This is a genomic window from Variovorax sp. KK3, assembly GCF_001984055.1.
Classification (GTDB): Bacteria; Pseudomonadota; Gammaproteobacteria; order Burkholderiales; family Burkholderiaceae_C; genus Variovorax.
The window spans coordinates 1-26595 of sequence record NZ_LYVO01000088.1 but is presented as its reverse complement, the minus strand read 5'-3'; the positions used below and the strand labels follow the sequence as shown (position 1 = coordinate 26595).

Sequence of the window (26595 nt, the reverse complement as noted above, 5' to 3'; positions counted from 1 at the left end):
GGATGAGGATGAGTGAGGGGGCTCAACGATCGCTGCCGGTGCTCTGACATTACCGAAGGTGGAGGCGGCCAGCGCCGCCGGCCTTCGCGTCGGGCCTCTCCCGCCGCATCACGAGAAAGCTCCATCTCACCCCCTCTCGACTGAGCATGTCCTCGCGCTCAGCCTGGTGCTCGCACACGAGCCCATGCTGCGCGCCGAGACGAGCCGTTGCCTCCGCTGATACGTCGAATCCTTCGGCCGTTCGGCACCGGCCCGTGCCGCAAGGACATGAACACAAGCCCGCCGTCTGCCAGCAGCGCCGCGATCGCCGCCATGGCCTCCGTTTGCTCCGTCGGGTCCAGGTGCATCCATACCGCGGTCAGAAGAATCAGGTCGAACCGGCGCCCGGCCCGGCGAAGCACCTGCATCGCCGGCAGATGGTCGTCCACCCACTCGATCGCCAAGTCGCCATGTAGGCGCTGGCCTTCGCGGCGAAGCTCGGCAGTCGGCTCTACCGCGACGACGCGATGGCCCCGGCGCGCCAGCGCGGCAGCGTCGCGGCCAGAGCCGGCGCCCACGTCCAGCACGTCGGCGGGCGGGGCAGGGTAGAGGTGCAGAACGTCCCGGTGGACGTCCTCGAAGCTGATGCTCTCGTACTGGCCGGCCAGCGCGGCAGCGTTGTCGCCGTAGCCGGCGGAGCCCGGCACGTGGGGGGACGTGGACATGGCGCAAGGGTATGCGATCCGGCGCGGGCGTCGGTGATGGTGCAACCGGGTCGAGCGAAGCTCAGGGCGCCGCTCGATTGAACATCGAAAAGCCTTGCTCGATTTCGGTCAGCACCCGCGCCGCCGCAGGCGGCAACATCCTCCCCTTTCGCACGATCAACCTCGCCTGCGCACTGCCGCACAGCGCGTGATCCACATCGAGTTCCACCAGCCCCGCGTGAAACTCCCCGAACGGCGCGGCGACGCCGGTGCCGACGAAGGTCACGCCATTCGTCGACCGCACGAACTGCCTGCAAGCCGCCGTCGAGTTGCTGCGCAGTGCGGGCTTGAACTTGACCTGCTCCGCATACTCCAGCGACTCCGCTAGCCGTCCCAGCCCGTACATCGGCGGCATCAGCGCCAGCGGAAACGCGGTGATGTCGCGCAGGCTGATCGGCTGCGGCAACTGCGTCAGCGGGTGGCCTTCGCGCACGAGCAGCTTGGCGGGTGCGGGCGCGCTGGCGACGAAGTCCAGCGCCGCTTCGGCCGGCGGGTTGTATGCGATGGCGATGTGCGCCGAGTCTTCGAGGATCGATTCCAGAAGCTCCGTCATCGGCAGCGCGTCCAGCTCGATCGACACCTTCGGGTGCGCGTTGAAGAAGGGACCGAGCACCTGCGCCAGCAGGCTCTCGACCACGCCCTCGCTGGCGACGATCCTCACGCTGCCGGCCTCCATCGAGGTCTCGGCGCTCAACCGCTCGACCAGCAACTCCTGCTGCGCCTGGCAGGCCTTCCAGTAGTCCTGCAGATGCCTGGCGCCTTCGGTCGGCAGCATGCCGCGGGGCTGTCGCTCGAAGAGCGCGAAGCCCAGCTCTTCTTCGAGCAGCGCGATCTGCCGTGCGATCACCGATGGCGCCGTGTTCAATTCATCGGCCGCGCCGCGGATCGTCCCGCGGACCAGCACTTCGTGGAAGTACCTCAGGCGCCGGTGGTTGATCTCTCGCATGGAGGATGAGGAGGAGGAGGGTGTTTGCGCAGATGCCCCGTTGCTCATCGAGCAACGATGCGAGCGACAAATTGCTGTTGCTCGAACGCATGGTAGTTCAAACAATCGTGGCTTCGGCTTCTTCTTCATTCACCATTCCGTCCCCCACGAGCGAGGTCTCTTCCATGTCGATCCCCAAGCGCCGCGCGCTTTCCCTGATGTTGGCCACTGTGTTCTCGCTGGGGGGCCTGATGGCCTCGCCGCATGCCGAAGCGCAGCAGCCATCGGCAGAAGCCTTCCCGTCGAAGCCGATCACGATGCTCGTGTGCTTCCCGGCCGGCGGTCCGGCCGACGTGATCGCGCGGGCGCTGCAGCCGACCATGGTCAAGCTGCTGGGCCAGCCGGTCATCATCGAGAACTTCCCGGGCGCCGGTGGTGTGCTGGCGATGCAGAGGCTGCTGCAGAAGCCCGCGGACGGCTACACGCTGATCATCGGCTCGCCCAACGAAGCCATCCTCGCGCCGCTGGCGCTCACGGCCGCGAAGTTCAAGGCCGAAGACCTGGTGATGGTCGCGCCGATCTCGAACATTCCCCTGGTCGTGATGGCCCGGAAAGACCTGCCCTTCAACACGCTCGAAGAGATCGTGGCCGACAGCAGGAAGCCCGGCGGCAAGCAGCTGAGCTTCGGCAACCCCGGCTACGGGTCGATGTACCACATCGTCGCGGAGTACTTCGCGCAGAGCAGCGGCGCCAAGCTGCTGCAGGTGCCCTACAAGGGCGCGACGCCGTTGATGACAGACCTCGCCGGCCAGCAGATCGACATGACCATCGCGCCGAACGTGGGCGCGTCGGCACAGCTGATCGACACGGGCCGCATCAAGGCCATCAATGTGCTGGACACGCAGCGCATCGCGGGCCTCGCGGGCGTCCAGGCCATCACCGAAAGCCAGATTCCCCGCAAGAACGAGCTCGTCAGCTCCATCTGGGCGAGCGTGATGGTTCGCACCGGCGTGCCGGCCGATCGCATGAAGGTGCTGCTCGATGCCATCCAGCCGGCCATCGCCTCACCTGAGATGGTGAAGGTGCTGGAGTCGTCGGGTACGGCACCGATGGCGCCGCAATCGGTGGCGGCATCGGCCAAGTTCTACAACGACGAGATCGCCAAGTTCAAGAAGATGGCGACGACCATCAACCTGGTGCCGCAGTGACGCGAAAGCAGGCGCAGTCCGAGCCGCAAGCACGCTTGAAGATCCTCGTCGCCGGCTTCCAGCACGAGACGAACACCTTCGCACCCACGCCCGCGGCCTACGACAACTTCATCGCGGGCGAAGACTACCCGCGGCTCGCGCGCGGTGCCGAGGTGCTGAACCTGCTCGACGTGAACCTGCCGATCAGCGGCTTCACGCGGTCGGCCAGGTCGATGGGGCACCGCGTCGTGCCGGTCATCTGGGCGGGCGCGGGCGCTTCGGCGCACGTCACGGTCGACGCCTACGAGCGCATCGTCGGCGAGATCGTCGATGCGGCGAAGACGCTGGCCTTCGACGCCATCTACCTCGATCTTCATGGCGCGATGGTGGCTCGGCACGTGGACGATGGCGAAGGCGAGCTGCTGTCGCGGCTGCGCCGTGTGGTCGGTACGGAAACGAAGATCGTCGTCACGGTCGATTCGCATGCCAACGTCACCCGGCGCATGCTCGACCTGGCGGACGGCGTCATCGCCTATCGGACCTACCCGCACGTCGACATGGCGGCCACGGGCCAGCGCGCCGCCGAGTTCCTCGCCGCGCTCTGCCAGGCGGGCGAGCGGCCGCATCGGGCCGTCGGCCGGGTGCCCTTTCTGATTCCGATCAACAGCATGTCGACGATGTCTTCGCCCGCGCAAGGCGTGTATGCGCTGCTCGAACAGCTGGAGCCCAGCGTGCTCTCGCTGTCCTTCGCGCCGGGCTTTCCGGCATCGGACTTCGAAGAATGCGGGCCGGTGGTCTGGGGATACGGCTTCGACCCCGATGTGCTGCAGCAGGCCGTCGATCGGCTGCTCGATCGTGTCTGCCAACCCGAAGACCAGTGGGCCGTTCGCTTTCTGTCGCCCGACGACGCGGTGCGCCAGGCCATGGAGACCGCGGCGACCGCGACGCGGCCCGTCGTCATCGCAGACACCCAGGACAACCCCGGCGCCGGCGGCGATTCGAACACGACGGGCATGCTGCGCGCCCTGCTGTCGGCGAATGCGCAGCACGCCGCCATCGGCTTGATCTTCGATCCGGCAGCCGCTGCCGCAGCGCACCAGGCAGGCGTCGGCAAGACCATCGAGCTGAAGCTCGGCGGCTGCCCGCAGGTGCCCGGCGACGAGCCGCTCTGCGCGGCCTTCGAAGTCGAAGCGTTGTCGCACGGCAGCTTCGTCCTCGGCGGCGCCATGATGAACGGCAAGCAGTGCGAGCTGGGCCCGATGGCCTGCCTGAAGATCGGCGGCGTGCGCATCGCCGTCAGCTCGGTCAAGGCGCAGATGCTCGACCGCAACATGTACCGCGCGGTCGGCATCGAGCCCGAGTCGATGAAGATCCTGGTCAACAAAAGCTCGGTGCATTTCCGCGCCGACTTCGCCGGCATCGCCGAAAGCATCCTCGTCGCGCGCGCGCCCGGCCCTTTCATCGCAGACCCCGCCGCGCTACCCTGGACCCGGCTCGCGCCCGGCATGCGACCCGGGCCCAACGCAGCCGCATTCATCGCCCCGACACAGCCAGCCATGACCGACCCACAGAGCTTTCACCTGAACGACCGCGTGCAGGGCGCGCACGCAGCCTCCTTCTTCGAGCCGGCCGACCTGGCGATGGTCCAGCGCGACATCGCGTCCTGGCCCGGCTACGCGCCGACGCCGCTGGTGTCGCTCGACGACGTGGCGCGGGCCGCCGGCGTCGGCAGCGTGCTCTACAAGGACGAAGGCGGCCGCTTCGGCCTCGGCAGCTTCAAGGCGCTCGGCGGCTCCTATGCCGTGCAGCGACTGGTCGCCAAGAACTTGCGAGAGGCGACGGGCCGGGACATTCCCGTCGACGACATCATGGCCGGGAAGCTCGGCGCCGATTGCGGCCTGACGGTCGCGTGCGCCACCGACGGCAACCACGGGCGCTCGGTCGCCTGGGCCGCCCAGCTCTTCGGCCTGCCCTGCTTCATCTACGTGCATGCCAACGTGAGCCTGCCGCGCCAGCGCGCGCTCGAAGCACTGGGCGCCACCGTCGTGCGCGTCGACGGTGTCTACGACGACGCGGTGCGCCGCGCCGACGAGGACGCGAAGAAGAACGGCTGGACGGTCGTCTCCGATACTTCGTATCCGGGCTACACCGACATTCCGGCCGACGTGATGCTCGGCTACACGGTGATGCTCGACGAGATCCTGGCGCAGGCCCCGCAGCCGATCACCCATGTCTTCGTGCAGTGCGGCGTCGGCGCCATGCCTGCGGCCGTGTGTGCCTACCTCGCCGCGAAGTCCCCCGCGACGAGAACCATCGTGGTCGAGCCCGAGCGCGCGGCGTGCCTGCTGCGTTCCGCCCAGCGCGGCGACATCGTGAACCTCGAAGGCGACATGGCCACCATCATGGCCGGCCTCGCCTGCGGCCACCCGTCGCAGCTGGCCTGGAAGGTGCTGCACGACAAGGCCTTCGCGTTCATGACCGCGCCGGAAGAACTCGCGGTGCGCGGCGTGCGGATGCTGGCGAAGCGCGCTGAACCCGTGGTGGCCGGCGAAACAGGAACGGCCGGCCTGGCCGGCCTGCTGGCAACGGCCGACGACGAGGCCTTGCGCCGGGCGCTTCAGCTCGACGCATCGAGCGTCGTCCTCTTGATCGGCACGGAAGGCGCGACCGACCCGGAGCTGTACGCCCGCCTCGTCGCGCTGGACGACGACGACGTGCCGGCCTTCTGCAGCGAGTTCGTGAAGAACGCGCAGCAGCAGGCCCGCAAGAAGCCGCAGACGCGCGAACACGCCTGATCGCCTCTGCGATCGGCTCAGAACGGGAGACCGCGTGCGCGACCTTTCCAGGATCACCTGCATCGAAGACCTGCGGGTGATCGCCCGACGGCGCGTGCCCAGGATGTTCTACGACTACGCCGACTCGGGCGCGTGGACCGAAGGCACCTACCGCGCCAACGAAAGCGACTTCCAGGACATCGAGTTGCGCCAGCGCGTGGCCGTGAACATGGAAGGCCGCTCGCTGCGCACGACGATGATCGGGCAGGACGTGGCCATGCCGGTCGCCATCGCGCCCACCGGCCTGGCCGGCATGCAGCATGCCGACGGCGAGATCCTCGGCGCACGCGCGGCCAAGGCCTTCGGCATTCCGTTCACGCTGTCGACCATGAGCATCTGCTCGCTGGAAGACATCGCAGAAGCCACCGGCCGGCACCCGTTCTGGTTTCAGCTCTACGTGATGAAGGACCGTGCGTTCATCGAGCGCTTGATCGAACGCGCCCGCGCAGCCAACGTCTCGGCGCTGCAGTTGACGCTCGACCTGCAGATCATCGGCCAGCGCCACAAGGACATCAAGAACGGCCTGTCGGCACCGCCGAAGCCGACGCTCAAGAACCTGCTCGACCTGGCGACCAAGCCGCGCTGGTGCTGGAACATGCTGGGCACCGAGCGCCGCACGCTGCGCAACATCGCGGGGCACGTCGACGGCGTGACCGACATGTCATCGCTCTCGTCCTGGACGGCCGATCAGTTCGACCCGACGCTCTCCTGGGCCGATGTGGAGTGGATCAAGAATCGCTGGGGCGGCCCGCTGATCCTCAAAGGCATCCTCGACGTGGAAGACGCGCGCCTGGCCGCCGACAGCGGCGCCGATGCGCTGATCGTCTCGAACCATGGCGGGCGGCAGCTCGACGGCGCGCCTTCCTCGATCAGCATGTTGCGCGACATCGCCGAGGCGGTGGGCCGCCGCATCGAGGTCTGGATGGACGGCGGCGTGCGCAGCGGGCAAGACGTGCTCAAGGCGCGTGCGCTCGGTGCGCGCGGCGTGCTGATCGGCAGGAGCTTCCTTTATGGGCTGGGTGCCTTCGGGCAGCAGGGCGTGACGCGGGCGCTTCAGATCATCGAGAAAGAGCTCGACCTCACCATGGCGTTCTGCGGACGCACCCGCATCGACGACGTGGGGCCTGAGGTGCTGCTGCGACGGTGACCGGGGCCGGGCCGTGTGGCGCTAGTAGGCGATCGCGCCGACCGCAGCCGCGTCGCCCCGCGCGGCGAAGCGCGCCGCCGCCGCGTCCACGCCCCGCGCGAGCACCTGGAGGTCCATCGCCACGGCCACGAAGAGCGCGCCCAGTGCCAGGCACTCGCGCGCCCTCGCTTCGTCGAGCATCAGGATGCCGGGCGCCTTGCCCCGCGCGCGGATGCGGCGGATCGCATCGTCGATGGCGCCGCGCACTTCGGGATGGCCCGGGTCGCCCGGATGCCCGAGGCTGGCCGACAGGTCGGCCGGCCCGATGAAGACGCCATCGACGCCGTCGACGTCGACGATCGCCTCCAGGTTGTTCAGCGCTTCGCGTGTTTCCACCTGCACCAGCACGCAGAGCTCGTCTTGCGCGCTGCCGACGTAGTCTCGAATGCGGCCGAAGTTCGACGCCCGCATCGAGCCGCCCATGCCTCGAATGCCCTGGGGCGCGTAGCGCGTGGCCAGCACGGCCGCATTCGCTTCGTCGGCGTTCTGCACGAAGGGCAGCAGCAGGCTCTGCGCGCCGATGTCGAGGTAGCGCTTGATGAGCACCGCGTCGTTCCAGTCGGGCCGCACCACCGCGGATGTGCCGCGCGTGGTCTCGGCCGGCACGGCCGCCGTGACCGCCCGCAGTTGCTGCAGCATGCGCGGCACGTCGGTGGGCGTGTGCTCGGTGTCGAGCAGAACCCAGTCGAAGCCGGCACCGGCGACGATCTCGGAGACGTAGGGATCGGGCAGCGTCGACCACAGGCCGATCTGCGGCACCTTGGCCGCGAGCGCACGCTTGAAGAGGTTGGCTGGCACTGGCATGTCGATCAACCGAAGTGGCACGACACGGTGCCGAACTCGCCGTAGTCGGCGACCACCGTGTCGCCCTTCGCCACCTCGATCGGCCGGATGAACGAGCCCGCGAGGATGACCTGTCCCGGCTGCAGCGCGACGCCGAAGCGGTGCAGCCGGTTGGCCAGCCACGCGACGCCGTAGCCCGGGTGATTGAGCACGCCGGCGGCGAGGCCGGTTTCCTCGACCTCGCCGTTGCGGCTCACGATGGCGCCGATGCGCCGCATGTCGGCATCGATCACCGCCGGCTTGAACGGGCGGCCGCCCAGCACCAGTGCCGCGTTGGCGGCGTTGTCCGAGATGGTGTCGAACACGTTGCGCGTGCGCCCGGTCTCGGGGTCGATGCGCTGGATGCGCGCGTCCAGGATCTCGAGCGCGGGCGTCACGTAGGCCGTGGCGTCGAGCACGTCGAACAGCGTGCAGTCGGGCCCCGCAAGCGGCTTGGCCAGCACGAAGGCCAGCTCGGCTTCGATCTTGAGCTGGATGAAGCTGGCCGACGGAATGACCGCGCCGTCGCGATGGAACATGTCGTCGAGCAGCATGCCGTAGTCGGGCTCGGCGATGTTCACCGCGCGCTGCATGGCTTTCGACGTGAGGCCGATCTTGTGGCCCTTGACGGTGCGGCCGTTGCGCAGCTTGAGCTGCATCCAGGCGTGCTGGATCGCATACGCGTCCTCGATCGTCATGTCGGGATAGTCGAGCGAAAACTGCCGGCAGGCCACGCGCGTGCGTTCGGCCTCCTCGAGCCGCTCGGCGGCGCGGGCCAGGGTGTTCTGGTCGAGCGTCATGCGCCGACCTCGTCGCCAAGCTTTTCGGCCTTCACGACATTGCGCAGCACGCCCACGCCGCTCACCTCGACCTCGACCACGTCGCCAGGCTGCAGGAACTTCGGCGGATCGAATCGGATGCCGGCGCCGATGGGCGTGCCCGTGGCAATGATGTCGCCCGGCTCCAGCGTGGTGAAGGTCGACAGGTAGCCGACCAGGTAGGCGAAGTCGAACATCAGGTTGGCGGTGGTGTCGTCCTGCCGCGGCTCGCCGTTGACGCGCGTCTGCACGCGAATCGCGCCATAGCCGTCCGGAAACTCGTCGGCGGTGACGATCCAGGGGCCGATGGCGCCGGACGCGTTCCAGTTCTTGCCCTGCGTCACGTTGAACTTGGCGTGATGCACCCAGTCGCGAATCGTGCCTTCGTTCATGCAGGTGAGGCCGGCGATGCAAGCCAGTGCCTCGTCGCCTTTCACGCGGCGGGCGCGCCGTCCGATGACGATCGCGATCTCGCCTTCGTAGTCGAGCTGCTTCGATTCCAGCGGCTGCTGAAGCGGCTGGCCGTGCCCCACGAAGGACTCGGCCACGCGCATGAAGATGCTGGGGTACTTGGGCAGGTCGCTGCCGTCCTTGTATTCGGCATTGCGGTGCGCGTAGTTCACACCGATGCAGAAGATGCGCCGCGGCCGTGCGATCGGCAACTCGATGCGCACGTCGGCCAGCGCGTGATCGGGCTTCGCACCCTCGGCCGCCTCGCGTGCCTGGGCCAGAGCGGCGTCGCCGCCCTCCAGCAACGCAGCCACGCTGGCATGGGCCGGCAGGCGGCGGCCCAGGTCGACGACGTCGTCGCCGATGACGCAGCCCCAGTGCGAGGCCTCGCCGTGGATGTAGCTGATGAGTTTCATGCGGTCTCGAATCCGAAAAAGCGGGCAGGGTTGTCGACGAGCACCTTCTGCCGCGTCGCGGCGTCGGGTGTGAAGCGGTAGAGCAGTTCCATCAGCGCGCCTTCGTTGGGCGGCTGCTTCACCGACACGGGATGCGGCCAGTCACTGCCCCACACGCAGCGTTCGGGCGCGGCGTCGATCAGGCGTTGCGCGAGCGGCACCACGTCGTCCCACGGCGCACCGGCCTTGGAGATTTTTTCGGAGAGCGACAGCATCACCCAGAAGTTGCCACGCTCGAACAGCCCGAGGATGCGCACCAGGCTCGGGTCGGCATCGCCGCGCGCGGGGTCGGCGCGGCCCATGTGGTCGAGCAGCACCGGCACGTCGAGCGATTCGAAGGTGGCCAGCTGTTCGGCGATGCCGTTCGGCTCGGGCTGCACCTTGACGTACCAGCCCAGCTCCTTGACGCGTGCGAAGGCGCGGTCCTGCTCGGCCGCCGTCAGGCTGATGCCCAGGCCACCGCGCGTGAAGCGCGCACCGCGCACCCCCGCATCGTGCAGCTTCTGCAGGTAGGCATCGTCGCGCTCGGTGAGCACCGCCGCGTTGGCACAGGCCATGTAGCGGCGCGGGCCGCCCGCGTTGAGACCTTCGAGGGCATCGAGCACCACGGTGTGGTCGGCACCGTAGGTCGTGGCCTGGACGATGACGCCGCGCTCGATGCCGAGCGTCGCGTGCAGCTTCTTCGCGACCTGCCAGGTCGCGGTCGGCATCTCGTAGGCCGCGTTGGGCCGTACCGGGTACTGGTCGCGCGGGCCGAACACGTGGAATTGGCTGTCGCAGGCCAGCGGCGGCGGCAGCGGCACGGGCGCGCGCGGATGGGGGTCGAAAGGGAGGTAGTCGGGCATGGGTTGTCGCGTGGCTTTCGGCACGCGCTGTGAGGTCAGGCGATCCAGGCGGTGAAGCTGCACTCGACGAGCTTCCCCATGTCGAGATCGGGCGCGACGATCGCGTGGCGTGCGGGCCGCGAGGCGGCATCGGGGAACATCGCCAGCCACGGCTCGTTGAGGGCAGGGCGCTGGCTGCGGTCTTTCATCCAGACGGTGAGCTTCACGATGTCCTGCGTACCGCCGCCCGCCGCCTCGACGATGCGGCGCACGTTGTCGAGCATGAAGCGGCACTGCGCCTCGATGGTCTCCGCGGGCTTGCCGGTGGCCGGGTCGTTGCCCTGGATGCTGCCGCTTTCGAGCAGCGGCCCGATGCGGCAGCCGGCCGGAATCGGGTTCTTGTGGCTGAACCCTTCGACATACACGCTGGTGCGTGCGGCGGGTGCCGAGCGCGACAGCGGTGGCGTGGCGTGGCTCATTCGGCGGAAATGTTGGATTGCTTGATGACGGGCATCCAGCGCGCGTCTTCCTTGGCCAGGAACTGCGTGAACTGCTCGGGCGTGCTGCCGCGCGCGTCCGAGCCGAGCACCTGGAACTTGGCCTGCACGGCCTTGTCGGCCAGGATCTTCTGCAGCGCTTCGGACAGCTTGGCCACGATCTCCGGCGGCGTGCCATGGGGCGCGAGGATGCCGGTGAAGGTCTCGGTGCTGAAGTCCTTGAAGCCGGCTTCCTGCAGCGTCGGCACGTCGGGCAACTGCGGCAGTCGCTTGGGCGAGGTCACGGCCAGCGCGCGTGTGCGGCCCTCCTTGATGAAAGGCCCCGCGACGGAGATCTGGTCGAAGTTGAACTGCACCTGGCCGCCCAGCAGGTCGGTGGTGGCCGGCGCGTTGCCCTTGTAGTGCGCCGTGGTCCAGTGCGCGCCGCTCTCGCGCTGAAGGTATTCGCTCACCAGATGGTTCTGCGTGCCGGCGCCGGGCGAGGCCATGGTCAGACGGTTGCCCGGCTTCTTGCCTTCGGCCAGAAGGTCGGCCACCGTCTTGTACGGCGTGGACGGATGCACCTGCAGCACCAGCGGCGTGAACGACACCGAACTGACCGGCGTGAAATCCTTGCGCCAGTCGTAGGCGTTGCGCTTGAAGATGGTGGGCGAAAACAGGATCGGGCCGTTCGCGCCCATGAAGAAGGTGTAGCCGTCGGGCGCCGCCTTGGCGACCGCTTCGCCCGCGATCATGCCGCCCGCGCCAGGACGGTTGTCGACCAGGAAGGGCTGCTTGAAGATGGCCTGCAGTTGCTCGCTGACGATGCGCGCCGCGCCGTCGACATTGCCGCCGGGCGGGTAGGGCAGCAGGAGCTTCACGGGCTTGTCGGGCCAGCCCTGTTGCCCCATGGCGGGGAGTGCGGCGAGGGTCGCGCAGGCGGCGACGGCGAAAGTGGCGAATGCGAATTTCAACTAAGAGTCTCCTGTTTGAGCACCGGCACCGCGGGTTGGCTGCGGTTTGATCGGCGACGCATTCACTCTAAGAAACACGCCACGAATGCTGCAATGCAATATCTACGGGTTGTTCCATATGATGGACGTTTTGGCCCGTTGGCTTTACCCGGCCGAGAAGGCGTTCCACACAATCGAGGCTCAGCCACCCCCGAAGGTCTTCCCATGTTTCTCGACGCCGGCGACCTGTCGCCCGAAGCCACCTACCGCCTGATGAGCGGCATCGTCGTTCCCCGCCCGATCGCGTGGATCACCACTGTTTCGGAAGCGGGGGTGGTCAACCTCGCGCCCTTTTCCTGCTTCACCTTCGTGTCGAACAAGCCGCCCCTGCTGGGCGTGAACATCGGCCGCAAGGCCGGCAAGCACAAGGACACGGGCGCGAACATTCATGCCCTGGGCGAGTTCGTGGTGAACATCGGCGACGCCTCGCAGATGGTCGCCATCCACGAAAGCAGCGCCGAGCACGCGCCCGACGTGAGCGAGGCCGAATTGCTCGGCCTGCCCACCCTGGCTTGCCGCACGGTGCGCGTGCCGCGCCTCGCCGACGCGCCGGTGAGCATGGAGTGCAAGCTCGAGCGCGTCATCTCGTTCGGGCAGACCGGTGCGGAGTTCGTCGTCGGCGAAGTCACGGCCTTCCACCTGCGCGACGGCCTCGTGCAAGACGGCAAGGTCGACACCCGCGCGCTCGATCCCGTCTGCCGCATCGGCGGGCCGAACTACGCCAGGCTGGGCGAAATCGTCACGCTGCGCGGCATGCAGCAGACGCCCAAGGCGGTGATGGATGGCGGCGTCGCCCGATAGCGAAGCGGCCACGGCCGGCGCGCAGAGCGTGCGTCGCGCGCTCGCGGTGCTGCGGGTGCTCGCCACCGGACAGGAGCGCGGCGTGCGCCTCACCGACGTCGTCAGCCACACGGGGCTGAATCGCCCGACGGTTCATCGCATTCTTCGCGTGCTGGTCGAAGAAGGCGCGGTCGAGCAAGACCCTGCGACGCGTCGCTATCTGGTGGGTGGCGAAGTCTCGCTCCTGGGCCTGGCGCGTTCCACCCGATTCCCCATACGCGCCATTGCCGAGCCGCACCTGCGCCACCTGAGCGAGATCCTCGGCGACACGGCCTTCCTGACCATTCGCAACGGCGCCGACTCGGTCTGCATCGATCGCCGCCCCGGCAGCTTTCCGGTGAAAGTGCTGTCGATCGAGATCGGCGCGCGTCGGCCCTTGGGCGTGGGCGTGAGCGGCCTGGTGTTGCTCGCCGCCATGCCCGTCGACGAGATGGAGGACGTCGTGCGCCGCAACGCGCGCAAGCTGCGGGCGCAGAACATCGACCCCGCCGACCTGCTGCAACGTGCTTTGCAGACGCGCGAACAGGGCTACGCGTATGCACCCGTCGGCGTCGTCCAGGGCTCGCGCGCAGTCGCCGTGCCGGTGTGCGTGGCCGACGGCCGCACCGTCGCCGGCCTGGCCATCGCCACGATCACCGAACGCCTGCCCGACGATCGCGTGCCGGTGGTGGTGGCGCACATGCGGGAGCGCGCCGCGATGATCGGTGCGCAGGCCGCAGAGCTCGCGCGACGCAGTCAGCTGAGCAAGGCGCGGTAGGGGTAGGAACTGGTCAGGCTGGCGCGAAACCTTCAGGTCGATGTGACGGTGCTTGGCCAGTGTCTACAGTGTCTGTCTACCGCGTGGTCCCACCACCCCGCCCCAAATTTTTGAGCCGCCCCGGCTCGACGATCTCGATCCAGTACCCATCCGGATCCTTGATGAAAGCGACGTCTTTCATCTTTCCCTGCTCGGGCCGCTTCACATATGGAATCTCGTTGCCGTCGAACCAGCGCACGGCCGCATCGAGATCAGGCACCGAAAAGCAGATGTGCCCGAAGCCTTGCGGCTGCGCATTGCCGTCGTGGTACTTGAACTCGGCATCGTTCTCGGTGCCCCAGTTGTGCGTGAGTTCCAGGATGCCGTGCTGGGCGAAGGTCCAGGCCGTGCGCTCGCCTTCGTCCTCCGGCGGCGCATTCCCGTCGACCGGCCGGTGCAGGAAATACAGCGAGAACTTCATCTCCGGAAAGTCCAGCTTGCGCAGCACGCGCATGCCGAACACGCGGGTGTAGAAGTCGAGCGACACCGCCGGGTCCTTCACGCGCAGCATGCTGTGGTTGAGCACGAAGCCCCGCGAGTCGGCGCTGGGCTGGGCGCAGACGCCCGGGTGGCTTTCGGTGTCGAAGCTCATCGCGCCACCGCCGAAGGGCGGACCGCCGCCAGCACGGGTGCCGCGCTGGTGTTGCGAGGCTCCTGTTCGGCGGCGATGAGCCGGCGTCGCAGGTAGCGTATGCAGGTCACGCGCAGGAACGACGCGAAGTTGGGCACCTCGCCGCGGTGCGCCAGGATCTCGTCGTGGAACAGCGCGATCAGCGCGTTGGTGGTGCGGCCTTCTTCCTCTGCCATTTCGGCCAGGGTGTCCCACATCATGTTCTCCAGCCGCAGGCTGGTCAGCATGCCGTGGATGCGGACGGTGCGCGAGCGCTGCTCGTATTGGATGGGATCGGCCTTGACGAAGAATTCACACATGCCTGTCTCCTTCGGTTGGTTCGCACCGCGGCTCCGTGGCTAAACCGAGCGGGCGTTCATCGCGTTGGCAATGTACTCCGCCTGCCGGATGGCCAGGGTCACGATCGTCAGCGTGGGGTTCTCCGCGCCGCCGGTGGTGAACTGGCTGCCGTCGCTGATGAACAGGTTCGAGATGTCGTGCGTCTGGCCGTAGGCGTTGCAGACGCTGGTCTTCGCGTCGGCGCCCATGCGGCAGGTGCCGAGGTTGTGCGTGCTCGGGTACGGCGGGGTGCGGAACGACTTCACGGCACCGGCCGCGGCATACACGCGCTGGCCTTGCCGGAACGCATGCTCGCGCATCGCGATGTCGTTCTCGTGGTCGTCGTAGTGCACGTTGGGAATGGGGCTGCCCCACTTGTCCTTCAGCGTGGTACTGAGCGTGACGCGGTTGCTCTCGCGCGGCATGTCTTCGCCGACGATCCACATGCCGGCCGTGTTGGCGTAGTTGTCCATGTAGTCCGCGAACTCGGCGCCCCAGCCGCCCGGGTTCAGGAAGGCGGCCATGAAAGGCACGCCGAGCGCCAGCGTCTCCATCTCGTAGCCGCCGACGAAGCCGCGCTTGGTGTTGGGCTTGGCCTCGTCGCGGATGATGCCGGCCATGGTGGTGCCGCGGTACATGTTCACCGGCTGCTTGAACACGGCGTAGACCGACGCGGTCAGGTGCCGCATGTAGTTGCGCCCGACCTGGCCCGAGCTGTTGGCCAGCCCGTCCTTGAACATGTTCGATGCCGACAGCAGCAGCAGGCGCGGCGTTTCGATCGAGTTGCCGGCCACGCAGACGATGCGCGCTTTCTGGCGCTGTTCCTTGCCGTCCTTGTCGAAGTAGACGACGCCGGTCACCTTGCCGCTGTCGTTGTGCTCGATGCGCGTGACGTGGCTTTCGGGGCGCAGGTCGAGGTTGCCGGTCTTGTCGGCCTTGGGCAGCTCGGTGTAGAGCGTGCTCCACTTCGCGCCGCTCTTGCAGCCCTGGAAGCAGAAGCCCAGCTGCATGCAGCGGCCGCGGCCATCGCGCGGCTGGCTGTTGATGGCCATGTTGCCGGTGTGAACTTCCTTGTAGCCGAGCTTGGTCGCGCCGGCGTACATCACCTTGAAGTTGTTGTTGCCCGGCAGGCCCGGGATGCCGTTGGTGCGCGTCACGCCCATCTTGTCTTCGGCGCGGGCGTAGTAGGGTTCGAGTTCCTTCAAGGTCACGGGCCAGTCCATCAGGTTGGCGCCCTTGATCTCGCCGTAGACGCTGCGCGTCTTGAACTCGTGGTCTTCGAGACGCAGCGACGCGCCGGCCCAGTGCGTGGTGGTGCCGCCGACCGTCTTGCACGTCCATGCGGGCAGGTTGGGAAAGTCCTTGGCCACGCGCCAGTTGCCCGAGGTGGTGCGGTTGTCGAGCCAGGCCAGCTGGCCGAAGGACTTCCATTCGTCGTTGATGAAGGTCGCGCTGGACTGGGTGGCGCCCGCTTCGAGCACGACGACCTTGATGCCCTTCTGGCACAACTCGTTGGCCAGTGTGCCGCCGCCGGCACCCGAGCCGATGATGACGACGACCGAGTCGTCGCCGGTTTCGAACTTCGCCATGATGTCTGTCTCCTGCTTGCTTTGGTCTGGGACGTGGCTGGCTGGCGGGTGGAGTCAACCCAGGAAAGGCGGCGGGCTCGCGGCGCGCGGCGGTGCCGGCAGCCACTTCAGGTCTTGAAAGCCGCGGGTGATGTAGCCACCCTTTTCCCACGCCGACCCGGGATAGCCGAACACGGCGAAGGCCATGTCGTTGTTGTAGAGCGAGGTCACGCACTGGCCGCGAACCGTGTTGAAGAAGGGCGTGCCCTCGATGGCTTTCACGGCCACCAGCCGCTTGGCCGGCGTCGCGCTCACGAAGCTGCCGCCCGTGGCCTGGTCGAGCCCGGCGATGCCGGTGCGCAAGCCGGGCAGCCCGTCGGCTTTGCCTTCGAGGTCCTTGACCAGGAGCGCGTAGACGGCGTCCGGCAATTTCTTGTGGGGGTACAGCGTCCGGCCCATGGCCATCAGCGTGCGGCCTTCGCTTTCACTGAACTGCTGCAGCTCGAGCGCCCAGGCGCGCGACGGTGCGAGCGCGGCGAGTATCGATCCGCTGGCGATGGTGCCCATGAGGATGCCGGTGCCCTTGAGGAACTCGCGGCGGGCGAGCGGCAGGTCGAGCTTGGGAACGTGGCCATCCCCTTCGTTTTCATTGCATGAGCCGGCGTCGGCGAGCGTCGACGCGGCGATCGGAATCACGCGCATGTTGTGTCTCCTGTTTCATCGTGCCCATCGTGCGGAGGGCTCGATGCCGGCCCTCTTGCGATGCGATGGTGCTCCTGCTGTGGCGCACCGGGTTTTAGCTGGCTACCTACAAGGGAAAGCCCTTGGCCGCGGCGTCACTTCGCGCCGCCGAGGATCCACTCGGCCAGCTTCTTCGCGTCCGCCTCCGGCACCTGCGGCTGGGGCGGCATCGGGATGTCGCCCCAGCGCCCGCTGCCGCCGTTGCGGATGCTCTTGACGAGCGAGGCGACGGCGTCTGCGTTGCCGCTGTATTTGGCGGCGACGTCCTTGTACGAAGGGCCGACGAGCTTGGTCGCCACGGCGTGGCAGGCCAGGCAGTTGTGCTTGGCTGCCAGTGCTTGCTGGGAAAAGGCGGGGGTGCTGGCGGCGAGAAGGGTGGCGAGCGCCCATGACGCGATGCGCGCACGGGCGCGGCGGTTTCCGATGTTCATGTTGTCTCTTTCGTGGGGTTCGGGCGAAGCGATTATTCGGCTGCCGACGCGCCGGCAGGTGCTAGCGCGCTACCTACGCGGCGGCCGGACGCGCGAGGCCGCCATGGTGCCGGCAGCCTTCGTGGGTCGTCGAGATTTCGCATCTGGCGAAGCCCGGTTTGCCGAAAATCAGATTCAAGCTCCGCGCGCTCATCCATAGCATTCGCACCCGTGCCGCAGCGGAAACCGTTCGCTCCCTGCGACGCACTCAACGAGACGCGAACGAAACTCGACGAGGCGCAAGCATGAGCGGCACCACCCCATCCCACGACCTGTTGACAGGTCGCACGGTCATCGTCACCGGCGCCGCCACCGGTATCGGCCAGGCCTTCGCACTGGGCTGTGCGGCCCAAGGCGCGAACGTCGTTGCGGCCGACATGAACGCGGCCGACGAGACCATCGCGCTGATCGAGAAAGCCGGCGGCCAGGCGCTCGCGGTGCGGGTCGACGTGTCGGACGAACAGTCGGTGCGTGCCATGGCCGACGCCACCGTGCAGCGCTTCGGCCGCATCGACGGACTGGTCAACAACGCGGCCTACTTCCGCGAGGTCAAGCTCACCGATTTCGAAGAGATCGACTCCGCCGTGTGGGACCGCATCTTCGACGTCAACGTCAAGGGCGTGTGGCAATGCTGCAGGGCCGTGATGCCCGCGATGCGCGAGCAGGGCAGCGGCAGCATCGTCAACATCGCCTCGGTGGTGGCCGTGGCCGGGCAGCCCGGCTACCTGCACTACGTGGCGAGCAAGGGCGCTGTGCTCGCGATGACCAAGGGTTTGGCCAAGGAAGTGGGCAAGCACGGCGTGCGCGTCAACGTGATCGCGCCGGGCTTCGTCATCACGGACGCCACGAAGAACCGTCCCGTCGAATGGCAGCAGAGCTTTCTGAAAGCGCGCGCGCTGTCGCGCGAGCAGAAGCCCGACGACCTGGTCGGCACGGCGCTGTACATGCTGTCCGACCTGGCGGGCTTCGTGTCGGGCCAGACCATCGTGGTCGATGGCGGCCACATCATGTATTGAGCCGAGGAGCAGCACGCCATGCAACCCATGCCCGAGATCATTCTTCACCACTACGGCCTGTCCACTTTTTCCGAGAAGGTGCGCGTGGCGCTCGGCCTCAAGGGCTTGGCCTGGCGCTCGGTGGACATTCCGGCCGCGCCGCCTCGTCCGTTGCTGGCGCCACTGACCGGCGGCTACCGGCGTGCGCCGGTGCTGCAGGTCGGCGCCGATATCTACTGCGACACGAACATCATCCTTCCCGCGCTCGAGCGGTTGCATCCGTCGCCGACCTTCTACCCGGCGGGCTGCGAAGGCGTGGCGCGGGGCCTGTCGTTCGCGTGGGACCGCACGATGTGGATTCCGTCGATCGGCATCCTGTCGCACTTCATCGGCGACCAGTTTCCGGCCGAGTTCATCAAGGACCGCAAGGAAGGTTACTTGGGCATCGACATCAGCAAGGCCGCGATGGCGCCCGAGCTGCACCTGCACCGCCAGCGCGTGGCCGCGCAGTATGGATGGCTCAAGAGCGCGCTGGCGGATGGGCGCCATTTCATCTTCGGCGACAAGCCGAGCGCGCTCGACCTGACCTGCTACCAGACCATCTGCCTGCTGCGCAAGAACTGCCCGGTGGAAGTCGATGCGCTGGCGGGGCATGCCGAGCTGGTGCCGTGGTTCGATCGCATCGCGGCCATCGGCCACGGACGCCCCGAGCCGATGAGCGCAGAAGATGCCTTCGCCGCCGCGCGCGACGCGACGCCGGCCGAGGTCGCGCACCTGCAGCCCGACGGCGACCCGGGCGGCCTGCGCGCGGGCAGCCCCGTCACCGTCACGCCCGACGACAACGCGCGCGTGCCGGTCGGCGGCACGCTGGTGGCGGCCAGCGACAACGAGATCGTCATCCGGCGCCGCGATCCGCAGGCCGGCGAACTGCACATCCACTTTCCGCGCCTGGGCTTCGACGTCGTGGCCGCGTGATCGTCAAGAAAGAGAGCACCCCATGTCCCTCGAAGCCAACAAGCAACTGTGCCGCGACTACTTCACGGCTTTCCTGGCCGGCGACAAAGAATGGATGAAGCGCCACATCGCACCCGACTTCGTGCGACACGACCCGGGCCTGCCCTTCGAGGTACGCGGGCCCGACGGCGTGGCCCAGTTGCACGATGCACTGATGCCGGCTTTTCCCGACATGCAGTTGCCGCTGCAGGACTTCGTCGCCGAAGGCGAGAAAGTCCTCGTGCGGCTGACCATCCATGCCACGCACACGGGCGCCTTCGGCGACATGGCCGCCACCGGCAAGCGCATCGAGGTCTCGGTGCTCGACCTGTTCCAGATCCGCGACGGGGTGCTGATCGAGCACTGGGCATTGCTCGACAACCTGGGCATGCTCAAGCAGCTCGGCGCCCTGCCCGCCTGAGAGCCGTCGATCGCCAGCCACCGGACGCCCGCATGCAACTGCTCGCCAACACCACGTCGCCCTTCGTGCGCATCGCGCGCGTGGCGCTCATCGAAAAAGGGCTGGACGTCGAGCCGACCATCGTCGACCCCTGGGCCGACGACCCCCGCCTGCGCGAAGCCAACGCCGCCGCGCGCGTGCCGACCCTGATCACCGACGACGGAACGCCATTGCCCGAAAGCCTGCTGATCGTGATGTGGCTCGAGCGGGAGCGCCCGCCGCCCGACTACCCGAGCCTGCTCGGCGACGACGCGACGGCGACGCTTTCGCGCGCGGGCATGGCGCTCGGCGTGATCGACGCAGCGGTCCACACCATCATCACGCGCAAGTCGACCGCACCGGTCTTGTTCGACGACACGCCGGTGGGGTTGCGGCGGCGCCGAACGATGGCGGAAGGCATGGGGCGGCTGGAAGACATTGCCGGGCGCGTTCCGCTGGGCACCGATGGCACCGTACCCATGCTGGACGCCATCTGCGCAGTGGTCGCGATCGACTACCTGCGCTTTCGCTTCACCGATGCGCCATGGATGCCGGCGCTGCCCGCGCTCGATGCGCTGTCGCAGCGCCTGCGCAAGCGGCCGTCGTTCGAGAAGACTTCGCCTCGCTAGGCCATCGGCCCGGCGCCTGCCGGGCCGCGTGACGCGCTGATAAGCGCGCCTGCGATGAAAAGGTGGTCCACCGTACGGTGGCGCACAGACAGGCGCGCGGGCAGGCCGCATTGTGGAGCGGATATCGCGGTCCGGAAGAAGCGGCCGCGCCACCTTGAACTGGACCCCGATGAACCCCCGTCTGCCCGCTCTGCCCCGGTGGAGCCTCTTGCAGGTCGTGCCCCGCCCGACCCGCGCCACCCTCATCACCCTTGCCGACTGCACCGGAGCGAACGCATGAAGATCGCTCAAGTCGCCCCGCTGTACGAATCGGTGCCGCCCAAGATGTATGGCGGCACGGAGCGCGTCGTGGCCCATCTCACCGACGCGCTGGTCGATCAGGGCCACGAGGTCACGCTGTTCGCCGCCGGCGAGACGCAGACCAAGGCCACGCTGGTCGCCACTCGCGCCAGGCCGCTTCGCCTGGACAGCGGGCGTCTGAACTCGGACCTCGCCAGCCACCTGACCATGATGCACGAGGTGCGGCAGCGTGCCGACGCGTTCGACATCATTCACTTCCACGTCGACCTGATCCACTTTCCCTTCTTCGAGGACATGCCGGAACGCACGCTCACCACGCTCCACGGCCGGCTCGACATCGACGACCTGCGTGGCGCCTATGCGCGCTGGCATTCGTACCCCTTGGTCTCCATTTCGAGCAACCAGCGCGCGCCATTGCCGGACGCGAATTGGTATGCCACGGTCCAGCACGGCATGCTGCCCGACCACTACCAGCTCAGTCCCAGGGCGCAAGGCGGATACCTCGCCTTCCTGGGTCGCATCTCACCCGAGAAGCGGCCTGATCGTGCAATCGAAATCGCGAAGGCGGCGGGTGTGCCGCTGAAGATCGCGGCCAAGGTCGATGCCGCAGATCGCGCCTATTTCGACGAGTGCATCCGGCCGCTGCTCGACCATCCGCTGATCGAGTTCATCGGGGAGATCGGCGATGCCGAGAAAAGCGCCTTCCTGGGCGGCGCACGCGCCCTGCTGTTTCCGATCGACTGGCCCGAGCCTTTCGGCCTGGTGATGATCGAGGCCATGGCCTGCGGCACGCCTGTCATCGCGTGGCGTTGCGGGTCGGTGCCCGAGGTGGTGGAGCACGGCGTGTCGGGCCTCATCGTCGACGACATCGCCGGGGCAGTGAAGGCGGTGCATGGCATCGGCGAGTTGTCGCGCACGCGGGTGCGCCGAGTTTTCGACGAGCGCTTTACGGCGCAGGCGATGGCCACGCGCTACGCCCGCCTGTACTGGCAGCTCGCCGGCAACCGCCGGCTGCACGACGTCGAGGTGGCATGAGTTCGCCCCATCCGCAGGACGTGCCGAACCCCCAAAGCGAAGCGTCGAACGCGTCGGTGCCGCGCACGCCCGACCACCTCTACGTGCTCAAGGACGGCGACAGCTTCGTGGTGGCCGACACCTACGGCGACATCGCGGGTTCGGGCGATGGCTTTTTCATGGAAGACACGCGTTTGCTGTCGTGCTTTCACCTGTTGCTCGGTGGCGAACGGCCGACCCTGCTGTCCAGCTCGGTCAGTCGCGACAACGTGTTCTTTACCGCGCACGCCACCAACCGACCCTTGCCTCCGCTGGGCGATGAATCATTGCCGCAGGGCGTGGTGCATATCGAGCGGCGGCGTCTTCTGTGGGACGGGCTGCTGCGCGAGAGCATCACGTTGAAGAACTACAGCTTGGCGGCCACCCGGCTGCAGCTCACCGTGGTCTACGGTGCCGATTTCAGCGACACCTTCGAGGTGCGCGGTGAGCGCCGTTCGCGCCGCGGCGAGTTCTTGCCGGCCAAGATACAAGGCAAGGGCGTCGAACTGAGCTACCGTGGACTCGACGGCGTCGAGCGCCGCACCCGCCTGGCGTTCTCGACGGCGCCCGACGCGATCGACGAGAAGCAATGCCGCTTCGACCTGGTTCTGAACGGCCGCGAAGACATGGTGTTGTACGTGGACATCGGGCCGTCCGCTGTGTCGCCGACGCGCGCGCAGTTTCGGGCCGCGAGCGCCGCCGCACGGCGCAGCATGCGTACGCGTCAGCGCACAGGCGCGCGCGTACGGACTTCCGCTCGACAGTTCCAGGCCTGGGTGGACCGGTCGGAAGCCGACCTTGCCCTGCTGACGACCGCGCTGCCGACCGGGCCTTATCCCTACGCTGGCATTCCATGGTTCTCGACCCCGTTCGGTCGTGACGCCATCATCACGGCGCTGCAGACGCTGTGGCTCAAGCCATCGCTGGCGCGAGGCGTGCTCGCGTACCTGGCCAGCCAGCAGGCTCGGGAGACATCGGCTTTTCGCGACGCCGAGCCCGGCAAGATCATGCACGAGCAGCGCAAGGGTGAAATGACGGCGCTCGGTGAACTGCCCTTCGGACGCTATTACGGCGGCGTGGACACGACGCCGTTGTTCGTCACGCTGGCGGCGGCTTATGCGAGGCGCACCGCAGACGTTGCCTTCATCACAGACCTGTGGCCCTCGCTCGTGGCCGCGACCGCCTGGATTCAGGGTAATGCGAAACGGCACGGCGGGTTTCTGTCGTACGCGCGAGCGCAGGCGTCGGGCCTGGCCAACCAGGGCTGGAAGGACAGCCACGACTCCATATTCCACGAGGATGGACGCACGCCCGAGGGCCCGATCGCCTTGGTCGAAGTGCAAGGTTATGCCGTCGCCGCGCTGCGGGGCATGGCCGAGATGGCGGCGTGGTTGGGGCACGACGTGGTGGCGGCACCGTACGCCGATGCGGCCGAGGCATGGCGGGGCCGCGTCGAGTCACGCTTCTGGCAAGAAGACATGCAGTTCTACGCATTGGCGCTCGACGGCGGGGGTGAACCGTGCCGTGTTTATGCCTCCAACACGGGGCACTTGCTGTACATGGGGCTGCCAGGCGCCGAGCGCGGCCGGGCCGTGGCACGCCAACTTCTCGCGTCTGGCCTGGATTCGGGCTGGGGCTTGCGCACGCTGTCGTCCAAGGCCATTCGCTTCAACCCCATGTCGTACCACAACGGATCGGTCTGGCCGCACGACGTGGCACTGTGCGCGGCCGGCATGGCGCGCTATGGCGAGCGCAACAGCACCGCGCGCCTGACGAGCGAGATGTTCGAATGCGCCAGCCGGGTGGGCATGCGCCTGCCGGAGCTGTTCTGCGGCTTCGAAAGGATGAGCAGCGAGGCGCCGGTTTCGTATCCGGTGGCGTGCCTGCCGCAGGCATGGGCTGCGGGCTCGGTGTTCATGCTGTTGCAGGGCTGCCTGGGCATCGACATCGACGCCATGCATGGGCGGATCGTGGTCGAGCGACCCGTGCTGCCCACCGAGATCGAGTCGCTCGTGCTGCGCGACCTTCGCTTGCCCCAGGGCGCGGTGGACATCAGCCTGTCGCGCAGGGGCGGCAGTGTCCAGGCGGCGGTGTCGCGGCATTCGGGAGCAGAGGCGCTGCAGATCGACCTGCGGCTGTGATCGACCCGTCGGGCCGCGCGATCTAGACGGCGATCGTGTTCGGGAGCAGGCGGTCGTACTCCTTCTTCACGACTGCATAGCACTCGCAGCTTCTGCGCTCCAAGGCCGGGCGATCCAGCACCGAAATCCGACCGCGCGCATAACTGATCAAGCCCGCGCGCTGAAGCTTCAGCGCGCTTTCAGTGACGCCTTCCCGGCGTACGCCGAGCATGTTGGCGATCATCTCCTGCGTCGCCACGAGCTCGTTGCCCGGCAGGCGGTCGAGGCTGAGCAGGAGCCAGCGGCACAACTGCTGGTCGACCGAGTGATGGCGGTTGCACACGGCCGTTTGCGCCATCTGCGTGATCAGGGCCTGGGTGTACCGCAACATCAGGTGAAGAACCGGTGCCCGCTTGAATTCGTCCTTGATCACCTGCGCCTTGAGCCGGAAGCTCTGGCCTGCGCTTTGAACGACAGCGCGGCTGGTGGTGGACTCCCCGCCCATGAACAAGGAGATGCCGACGATGCCTTCGTTGCCGACCACGGCAATCTCCGCAGATGCACCGTTTTCCATCGCGTACAGCAGCGACACGATGGCCGTGGTCGGAAAGTAGACGTGGCTCAGCGTGCTGCCCGACTCGTACAGCACCTCGCCCAACGGCATCTCGACAGCTTCGAGTTGCGGAACCCAGCGCTGCCATTCGTCGTCGGGCAGCGCGCCGAGCAGACGATTTTGTTTCGGATCGGGTTGAGAGTCGATCTTGCGTGGCACGGCGCGCAGTTCATTCGGCGACGTCGGCCGCTATCTTTTCCAGCACCTCGTGCGGCTGATCGGTGATCACATCCCCATGGCTCACGACGATGCGAGCCAGTCCGGGCTCCGCCGCCCATGTGCGCAGAGCGGCCGCAACCGCGGCGTGGTCCTTCACGAACATCTTCTCGCCCACCCACGGCATCTGCGGCTCCTTCACGCCGAAGCCCATGAGTCGCGCCATCACCTTCGCGCCGAGCCCATCGGGATGCCGCACGTTGGCGATGATGTCGTTGACCACCAGCGTGGTGCCGTCCGCCCGCCGGATCACGAGTGCCGCTTCCTTCTCTTCCACGCCCGGCACGGCCATGAATGCGACCGTCGGGTCACCCAGGACATCCGTGGTCGCGTCGACCTCGACCGCTTGCTCCACTGCCTCGCGCGCGCCCGGCGGGCATACCACCTTGGCAGCCGGGTAGCGCTGTTTCCACGGCTTGATGTCGAGGCGGTGACCCACGCCCGGCACGATGAGGAACTGCACCGGCCCCATCGATTCCAGCTGCTCCATTTCAGGCTCGTGCAGCGGGATCGCACTCCACACGGCCAGCCCGCCACCTTGCAAGGCGACGATGGTCATGCGGCGCGGAAAGTGGCCGAGCGGCATGTCGATCTCGCCCGCCACGGTGTACAGCCCATCGGCCAGCTTATCGATCGGGCCGTGCTTCTCGACTTTCCATTCTTCGTTGAGTTTGGACATCGGATGACCTCGTTTGATTGAACGTCGATGCGTTGCAACTTGGGCCATTGCTTCCCAGGAAGCCGCCGGTCGCTTCCGCAAGTTTGTGTAGGAGACCTGATGACTGGTAACATATATGTGACCAATGAAAGTTCAGGACGTTTGCGAGTATGTGGAGGAGGATGGGAGCAGCCCCTTTGCGGACTGGTTCGTTGGGCTCGACGCGATTGCTGCGGCCAAAGTGACCGTGGTCCTGACACGCTTGGAGCAAGGAAACTTCTGCAATGTCAAAGGCGTAGGAGAAGGTGTCGTGGAGTACCGATTGGACTTCGGCCCCGGATACCGCATCTATTTTGGCCGTGATGGCGATACGCTGGTGATCTTGCTGGCGGGTGGCACCAAGAAGCGGCAGCAGCGAGACATCGACGCCGCGCAGGCTCGCTGGGCAGACTACAAGCGGCGAAAGCGATTTTCGAGGTGACACCCATGGCACTGACCCGAGATTTCAAAGAGACGATCCTGGCACGCGTTCAGGCCGACCCGAAATTCCGCGACGCGCTTCTCAAGGAAGGCGTCGAGACGATGCTGGCAGGCGACGTCGATACTGGCAAAGCCATCCTTCGTGACTACATCAAGGCCACGATGGGATTCGAGCAGCTCGGTGCGGAGACCGGCGCATCGCCGAAGAGCTTGATACGCATGTTCGGGCCGACGGGCAACCCGCAAGCGCGCAATCTGTTCGCCGTCCTCAGCTGCCTTCAGCACCATGCCGGGCTGACGCTACGGGTTACCGCGCGGGCGCAGTAATCCCTCTCGACGCGGGCTCAAAGCGCCTTGACCAACCCCACGCAAACCAGCGCCAACTGCCCCACATTGAGCACCATCCCCAGCACGTGCAGCTGCCGAAACTGCCGAATGCGCGCCGCGTCGTCGCCGGTCATCACTTCGCGCAGTTCATCCATGCGGCCGAGGATGCTGCGCCGGCTGAAGAAGGCGATGGCCGCGATGGCGGCCATGCCGAGGCTCAGGACGGATCGCCCGACCGCCGCGTGGGCCAGCGCTCCGACGCCGGCCGTCACGATCACCGCCTTGTAATACACGTCGAACAGCCCTCGGATGAAGCGCGCGTCGAGCGGCGTGTCGTGCTTGAGGATCATCAGCGGCAGCGAGCCGAACATGAAGAAGCCCATCCACACCAGCAGGATGACGATGGTGGCGAAGGGCGCGACGGTGAGCAGCATGGCGATGCGGTGGGGTGCGTCAGGCCCGGCATTGTGCTGCGGAAAATGCCGAAGCGAAACACCGGCAGGCTTGATGCGCACGGCCGCCTTGCGCCATGATCGATGGCCGCCTCACAACAAGCACAGGAGCCGCCATGACCACCCACCGGCCCATCGGCAAGACGCTTGCCGCCAGCGCGACCATCGCATTGCTGATGGCCTGCTCGACCCCTTCATCCTCCCCCACCCAGGCCGGCGAATG

The 26595-nt window shown here is 67.2% G+C and carries 28 protein-coding genes and 2 pseudogenes; 14 read left to right on the top strand and 16 right to left on the bottom strand.

The window, feature by feature from the left end; translation table 11 throughout:
* Positions 1 to 49 precede the first annotated feature (49 nt).
* Both B0W80_RS29215 and B0W80_RS29210 read right to left on the bottom strand, forming a co-directional pair.
* A pseudogene (locus tag B0W80_RS29215) lies at positions 50 to 704 on the bottom strand (class I SAM-dependent methyltransferase).
* A 61-nt stretch (positions 705 to 765) separates the two neighbouring features.
* Complete coding sequence (locus B0W80_RS29210; protein ID WP_218668964.1) at positions 766 to 1818, bottom strand: LysR family transcriptional regulator; 1053 nt, start codon at positions 1816 to 1818, stop codon at positions 766 to 768.
* A 35-nt stretch (positions 1819 to 1853) separates the two neighbouring features.
* On the opposite strand from B0W80_RS29210, the gene B0W80_RS29205 reads away from it, so the two are divergent.
* The 4 genes and pseudogenes from B0W80_RS29205 (at position 1854) to B0W80_RS29195 (ending at position 6836) form a co-directional block, all read left to right on the top strand.
* Positions 1854 to 2876, top strand: a complete 1023-nt coding sequence (locus B0W80_RS29205) for a tripartite tricarboxylate transporter substrate binding protein (protein ID WP_077002657.1) — start codon at positions 1854 to 1856, stop codon at positions 2874 to 2876.
* 35 nt (positions 2877 to 2911) lie between these two features.
* A pseudogene (locus B0W80_RS36545) lies at positions 2912 to 4390 on the top strand (M81 family metallopeptidase); the annotation flags it as partial.
* A gap of 21 nt (positions 4391 to 4411) precedes the next feature.
* The gene (locus B0W80_RS36540) at positions 4412 to 5650 is read left to right on the top strand and encodes a diaminopropionate ammonia-lyase (protein WP_373039223.1); all 1239 of its coding nucleotides are present in this window, start codon (positions 4412 to 4414) and stop codon (positions 5648 to 5650) included.
* Positions 5651 to 5684: 34 nt separating this feature from the next.
* Entirely contained in the window at positions 5685 to 6836 is a 1152-nt protein-coding gene (locus B0W80_RS29195) for an alpha-hydroxy acid oxidase (RefSeq protein WP_077002655.1), read from the top strand.
* 21 nt (positions 6837 to 6857) lie between these two features.
* Here the strand turns inward: B0W80_RS29195 and B0W80_RS29190 are convergent, their stop codons facing one another.
* The 6 genes from B0W80_RS29190 to B0W80_RS29165 are packed head-to-tail and all read right to left on the bottom strand — an operon-like array spanning position 6858 to position 11631.
* Complete coding sequence (locus B0W80_RS29190) at positions 6858 to 7679, bottom strand: aldolase/citrate lyase family protein (protein WP_179107047.1); 822 nt, start codon at positions 7677 to 7679, stop codon at positions 6858 to 6860.
* A 5-nt stretch (positions 7680 to 7684) separates the two neighbouring features.
* A complete protein-coding gene (gene hpaH, locus B0W80_RS29185; protein ID WP_077002654.1) occupies positions 7685 to 8497 on the bottom strand; it encodes a 2-oxo-hept-4-ene-1,7-dioate hydratase in 813 nt (270 codons plus the stop codon).
* Entirely contained in the window at positions 8494 to 9381 is an 888-nt protein-coding gene (locus tag B0W80_RS29180; RefSeq protein WP_077002653.1) for a fumarylacetoacetate hydrolase family protein, read from the bottom strand. The genes hpaH and B0W80_RS29180 overlap by 4 nt, the downstream gene beginning before the upstream one ends.
* Entirely contained in the window at positions 9378 to 10265 is an 888-nt protein-coding gene (locus tag B0W80_RS29175) for an amidohydrolase (RefSeq protein WP_077002652.1), read from the bottom strand. The genes B0W80_RS29180 and B0W80_RS29175 overlap by 4 nt, the downstream gene beginning before the upstream one ends.
* A 35-nt stretch (positions 10266 to 10300) precedes the next feature.
* On the bottom strand, positions 10301 to 10723 hold the full coding sequence (locus B0W80_RS29170; protein ID WP_077002651.1) for a RidA family protein: 423 nt from the start codon (positions 10721 to 10723) through the stop codon (positions 10301 to 10303).
* Positions 10720 to 11631 (bottom strand): tripartite tricarboxylate transporter substrate binding protein, encoded by a 912-nt coding sequence (locus B0W80_RS29165; RefSeq protein WP_077002662.1) that lies wholly within the window; start codon positions 11629 to 11631, stop codon positions 10720 to 10722. Before B0W80_RS29165 ends, B0W80_RS29170 begins: the two co-directional genes overlap by 4 nt.
* 267 nt (positions 11632 to 11898) lie before the next feature.
* On the opposite strand from B0W80_RS29165, the gene B0W80_RS29160 reads away from it, so the two are divergent.
* Both B0W80_RS29160 and B0W80_RS29155 read left to right on the top strand, forming a co-directional pair.
* The gene (locus B0W80_RS29160) at positions 11899 to 12534 is read left to right on the top strand and encodes a flavin reductase family protein (RefSeq protein ID WP_077002650.1); all 636 of its coding nucleotides are present in this window, start codon (positions 11899 to 11901) and stop codon (positions 12532 to 12534) included.
* Positions 12515 to 13330, top strand: a complete 816-nt coding sequence (locus tag B0W80_RS29155; RefSeq protein WP_077002649.1) for an IclR family transcriptional regulator — start codon at positions 12515 to 12517, stop codon at positions 13328 to 13330. The genes B0W80_RS29160 and B0W80_RS29155 overlap by 20 nt, the downstream gene beginning before the upstream one ends.
* Before the next feature lie 76 nt (positions 13331 to 13406).
* Here the strand turns inward: B0W80_RS29155 and gloA are convergent, their stop codons facing one another.
* The 5 genes from gloA to B0W80_RS29130 form a co-directional block, all read right to left on the bottom strand.
* Positions 13407 to 13961, bottom strand: a complete 555-nt coding sequence (gene gloA / locus B0W80_RS29150) for a lactoylglutathione lyase (RefSeq protein WP_077002648.1) — start codon at positions 13959 to 13961, stop codon at positions 13407 to 13409.
* Positions 13958 to 14299 (bottom strand): ribbon-helix-helix domain-containing protein, encoded by a 342-nt coding sequence (locus B0W80_RS29145; RefSeq protein WP_077002647.1) that lies wholly within the window; start codon positions 14297 to 14299, stop codon positions 13958 to 13960. The genes gloA and B0W80_RS29145 overlap by 4 nt, the downstream gene beginning before the upstream one ends.
* Before the next feature lie 39 nt (positions 14300 to 14338).
* Positions 14339 to 15907 (bottom strand): GMC family oxidoreductase, encoded by a 1569-nt coding sequence (locus B0W80_RS29140; protein WP_077002646.1) that lies wholly within the window; start codon positions 15905 to 15907, stop codon positions 14339 to 14341.
* Between the two features lie 54 nt (positions 15908 to 15961).
* Entirely contained in the window at positions 15962 to 16588 is a 627-nt protein-coding gene (locus tag B0W80_RS29135) for a tat (twin-arginine translocation) pathway signal sequence (RefSeq protein ID WP_077002645.1), read from the bottom strand.
* A 134-nt stretch (positions 16589 to 16722) separates the two neighbouring features.
* Entirely contained in the window at positions 16723 to 17058 is a 336-nt protein-coding gene (locus B0W80_RS29130; RefSeq protein ID WP_077002644.1) for a c-type cytochrome, read from the bottom strand.
* Between the two features lie 284 nt (positions 17059 to 17342).
* Between B0W80_RS29130 and B0W80_RS29125 the strand changes: the two genes are divergently transcribed.
* The 6 genes from B0W80_RS29125 to B0W80_RS29100 all read left to right on the top strand — a co-directional run bounded on the left by B0W80_RS29125 (position 17343) and on the right by B0W80_RS29100 (position 23647).
* On the top strand, positions 17343 to 18113 hold the full coding sequence (locus tag B0W80_RS29125) for an SDR family NAD(P)-dependent oxidoreductase (RefSeq protein ID WP_077002643.1): 771 nt from the start codon (positions 17343 to 17345) through the stop codon (positions 18111 to 18113).
* An 18-nt stretch (positions 18114 to 18131) separates the two neighbouring features.
* A complete protein-coding gene (locus tag B0W80_RS29120; RefSeq protein WP_218668963.1) occupies positions 18132 to 19067 on the top strand; it encodes a glutathione S-transferase family protein in 936 nt (311 codons plus the stop codon).
* A 22-nt stretch (positions 19068 to 19089) separates the two neighbouring features.
* Entirely contained in the window at positions 19090 to 19506 is a 417-nt protein-coding gene (locus B0W80_RS29115; protein WP_077002642.1) for an ester cyclase, read from the top strand.
* Positions 19507 to 19538: 32 nt separating this feature from the next.
* Positions 19539 to 20153: a glutathione S-transferase N-terminal domain-containing protein gene (locus tag B0W80_RS29110; protein WP_077002641.1), complete on the top strand. Its 615-nt coding sequence runs from the start codon at positions 19539 to 19541 to the stop codon at positions 20151 to 20153.
* Between the two features lie 276 nt (positions 20154 to 20429).
* On the top strand, positions 20430 to 21488 hold the full coding sequence (locus B0W80_RS29105; protein ID WP_077002640.1) for a glycosyltransferase family 4 protein: 1059 nt from the start codon (positions 20430 to 20432) through the stop codon (positions 21486 to 21488).
* Positions 21485 to 23647: a glycogen debranching N-terminal domain-containing protein gene (locus tag B0W80_RS29100; protein ID WP_077002639.1), complete on the top strand. Its 2163-nt coding sequence runs from the start codon at positions 21485 to 21487 to the stop codon at positions 23645 to 23647. The genes B0W80_RS29105 and B0W80_RS29100 overlap by 4 nt, the downstream gene beginning before the upstream one ends.
* 22 nt (positions 23648 to 23669) lie before the next feature.
* On the opposite strand, the gene B0W80_RS29095 is transcribed toward B0W80_RS29100, so the two are convergent.
* Positions 23670 to 24386 (bottom strand): Crp/Fnr family transcriptional regulator, encoded by a 717-nt coding sequence (locus B0W80_RS29095; RefSeq protein ID WP_077002660.1) that lies wholly within the window; start codon positions 24384 to 24386, stop codon positions 23670 to 23672.
* A 22-nt stretch (positions 24387 to 24408) separates the two neighbouring features.
* Positions 24409 to 25134: a hypothetical protein gene (locus B0W80_RS29090; protein WP_077002638.1), complete on the bottom strand. Its 726-nt coding sequence runs from the start codon at positions 25132 to 25134 to the stop codon at positions 24409 to 24411.
* Between the two features lie 124 nt (positions 25135 to 25258).
* On the opposite strand from B0W80_RS29090, the gene B0W80_RS29085 reads away from it, so the two are divergent.
* Both B0W80_RS29085 and B0W80_RS29080 read left to right on the top strand, forming a co-directional pair.
* Complete coding sequence (locus B0W80_RS29085; RefSeq protein ID WP_077002637.1) at positions 25259 to 25594, top strand: type II toxin-antitoxin system RelE/ParE family toxin; 336 nt, start codon at positions 25259 to 25261, stop codon at positions 25592 to 25594.
* 5 nt (positions 25595 to 25599) lie between these two features.
* On the top strand, positions 25600 to 25920 hold the full coding sequence (locus B0W80_RS29080; protein WP_077002636.1) for a DNA-binding protein: 321 nt from the start codon (positions 25600 to 25602) through the stop codon (positions 25918 to 25920).
* A 17-nt stretch (positions 25921 to 25937) separates the two neighbouring features.
* Here B0W80_RS29080 and B0W80_RS29075 read toward each other — a convergent pair whose 3' ends face one another.
* On the bottom strand, positions 25938 to 26354 hold the full coding sequence (locus B0W80_RS29075) for a hypothetical protein (protein ID WP_077002659.1): 417 nt from the start codon (positions 26352 to 26354) through the stop codon (positions 25938 to 25940).
* Positions 26355 to 26595: the final 241 nt, after the last annotated feature.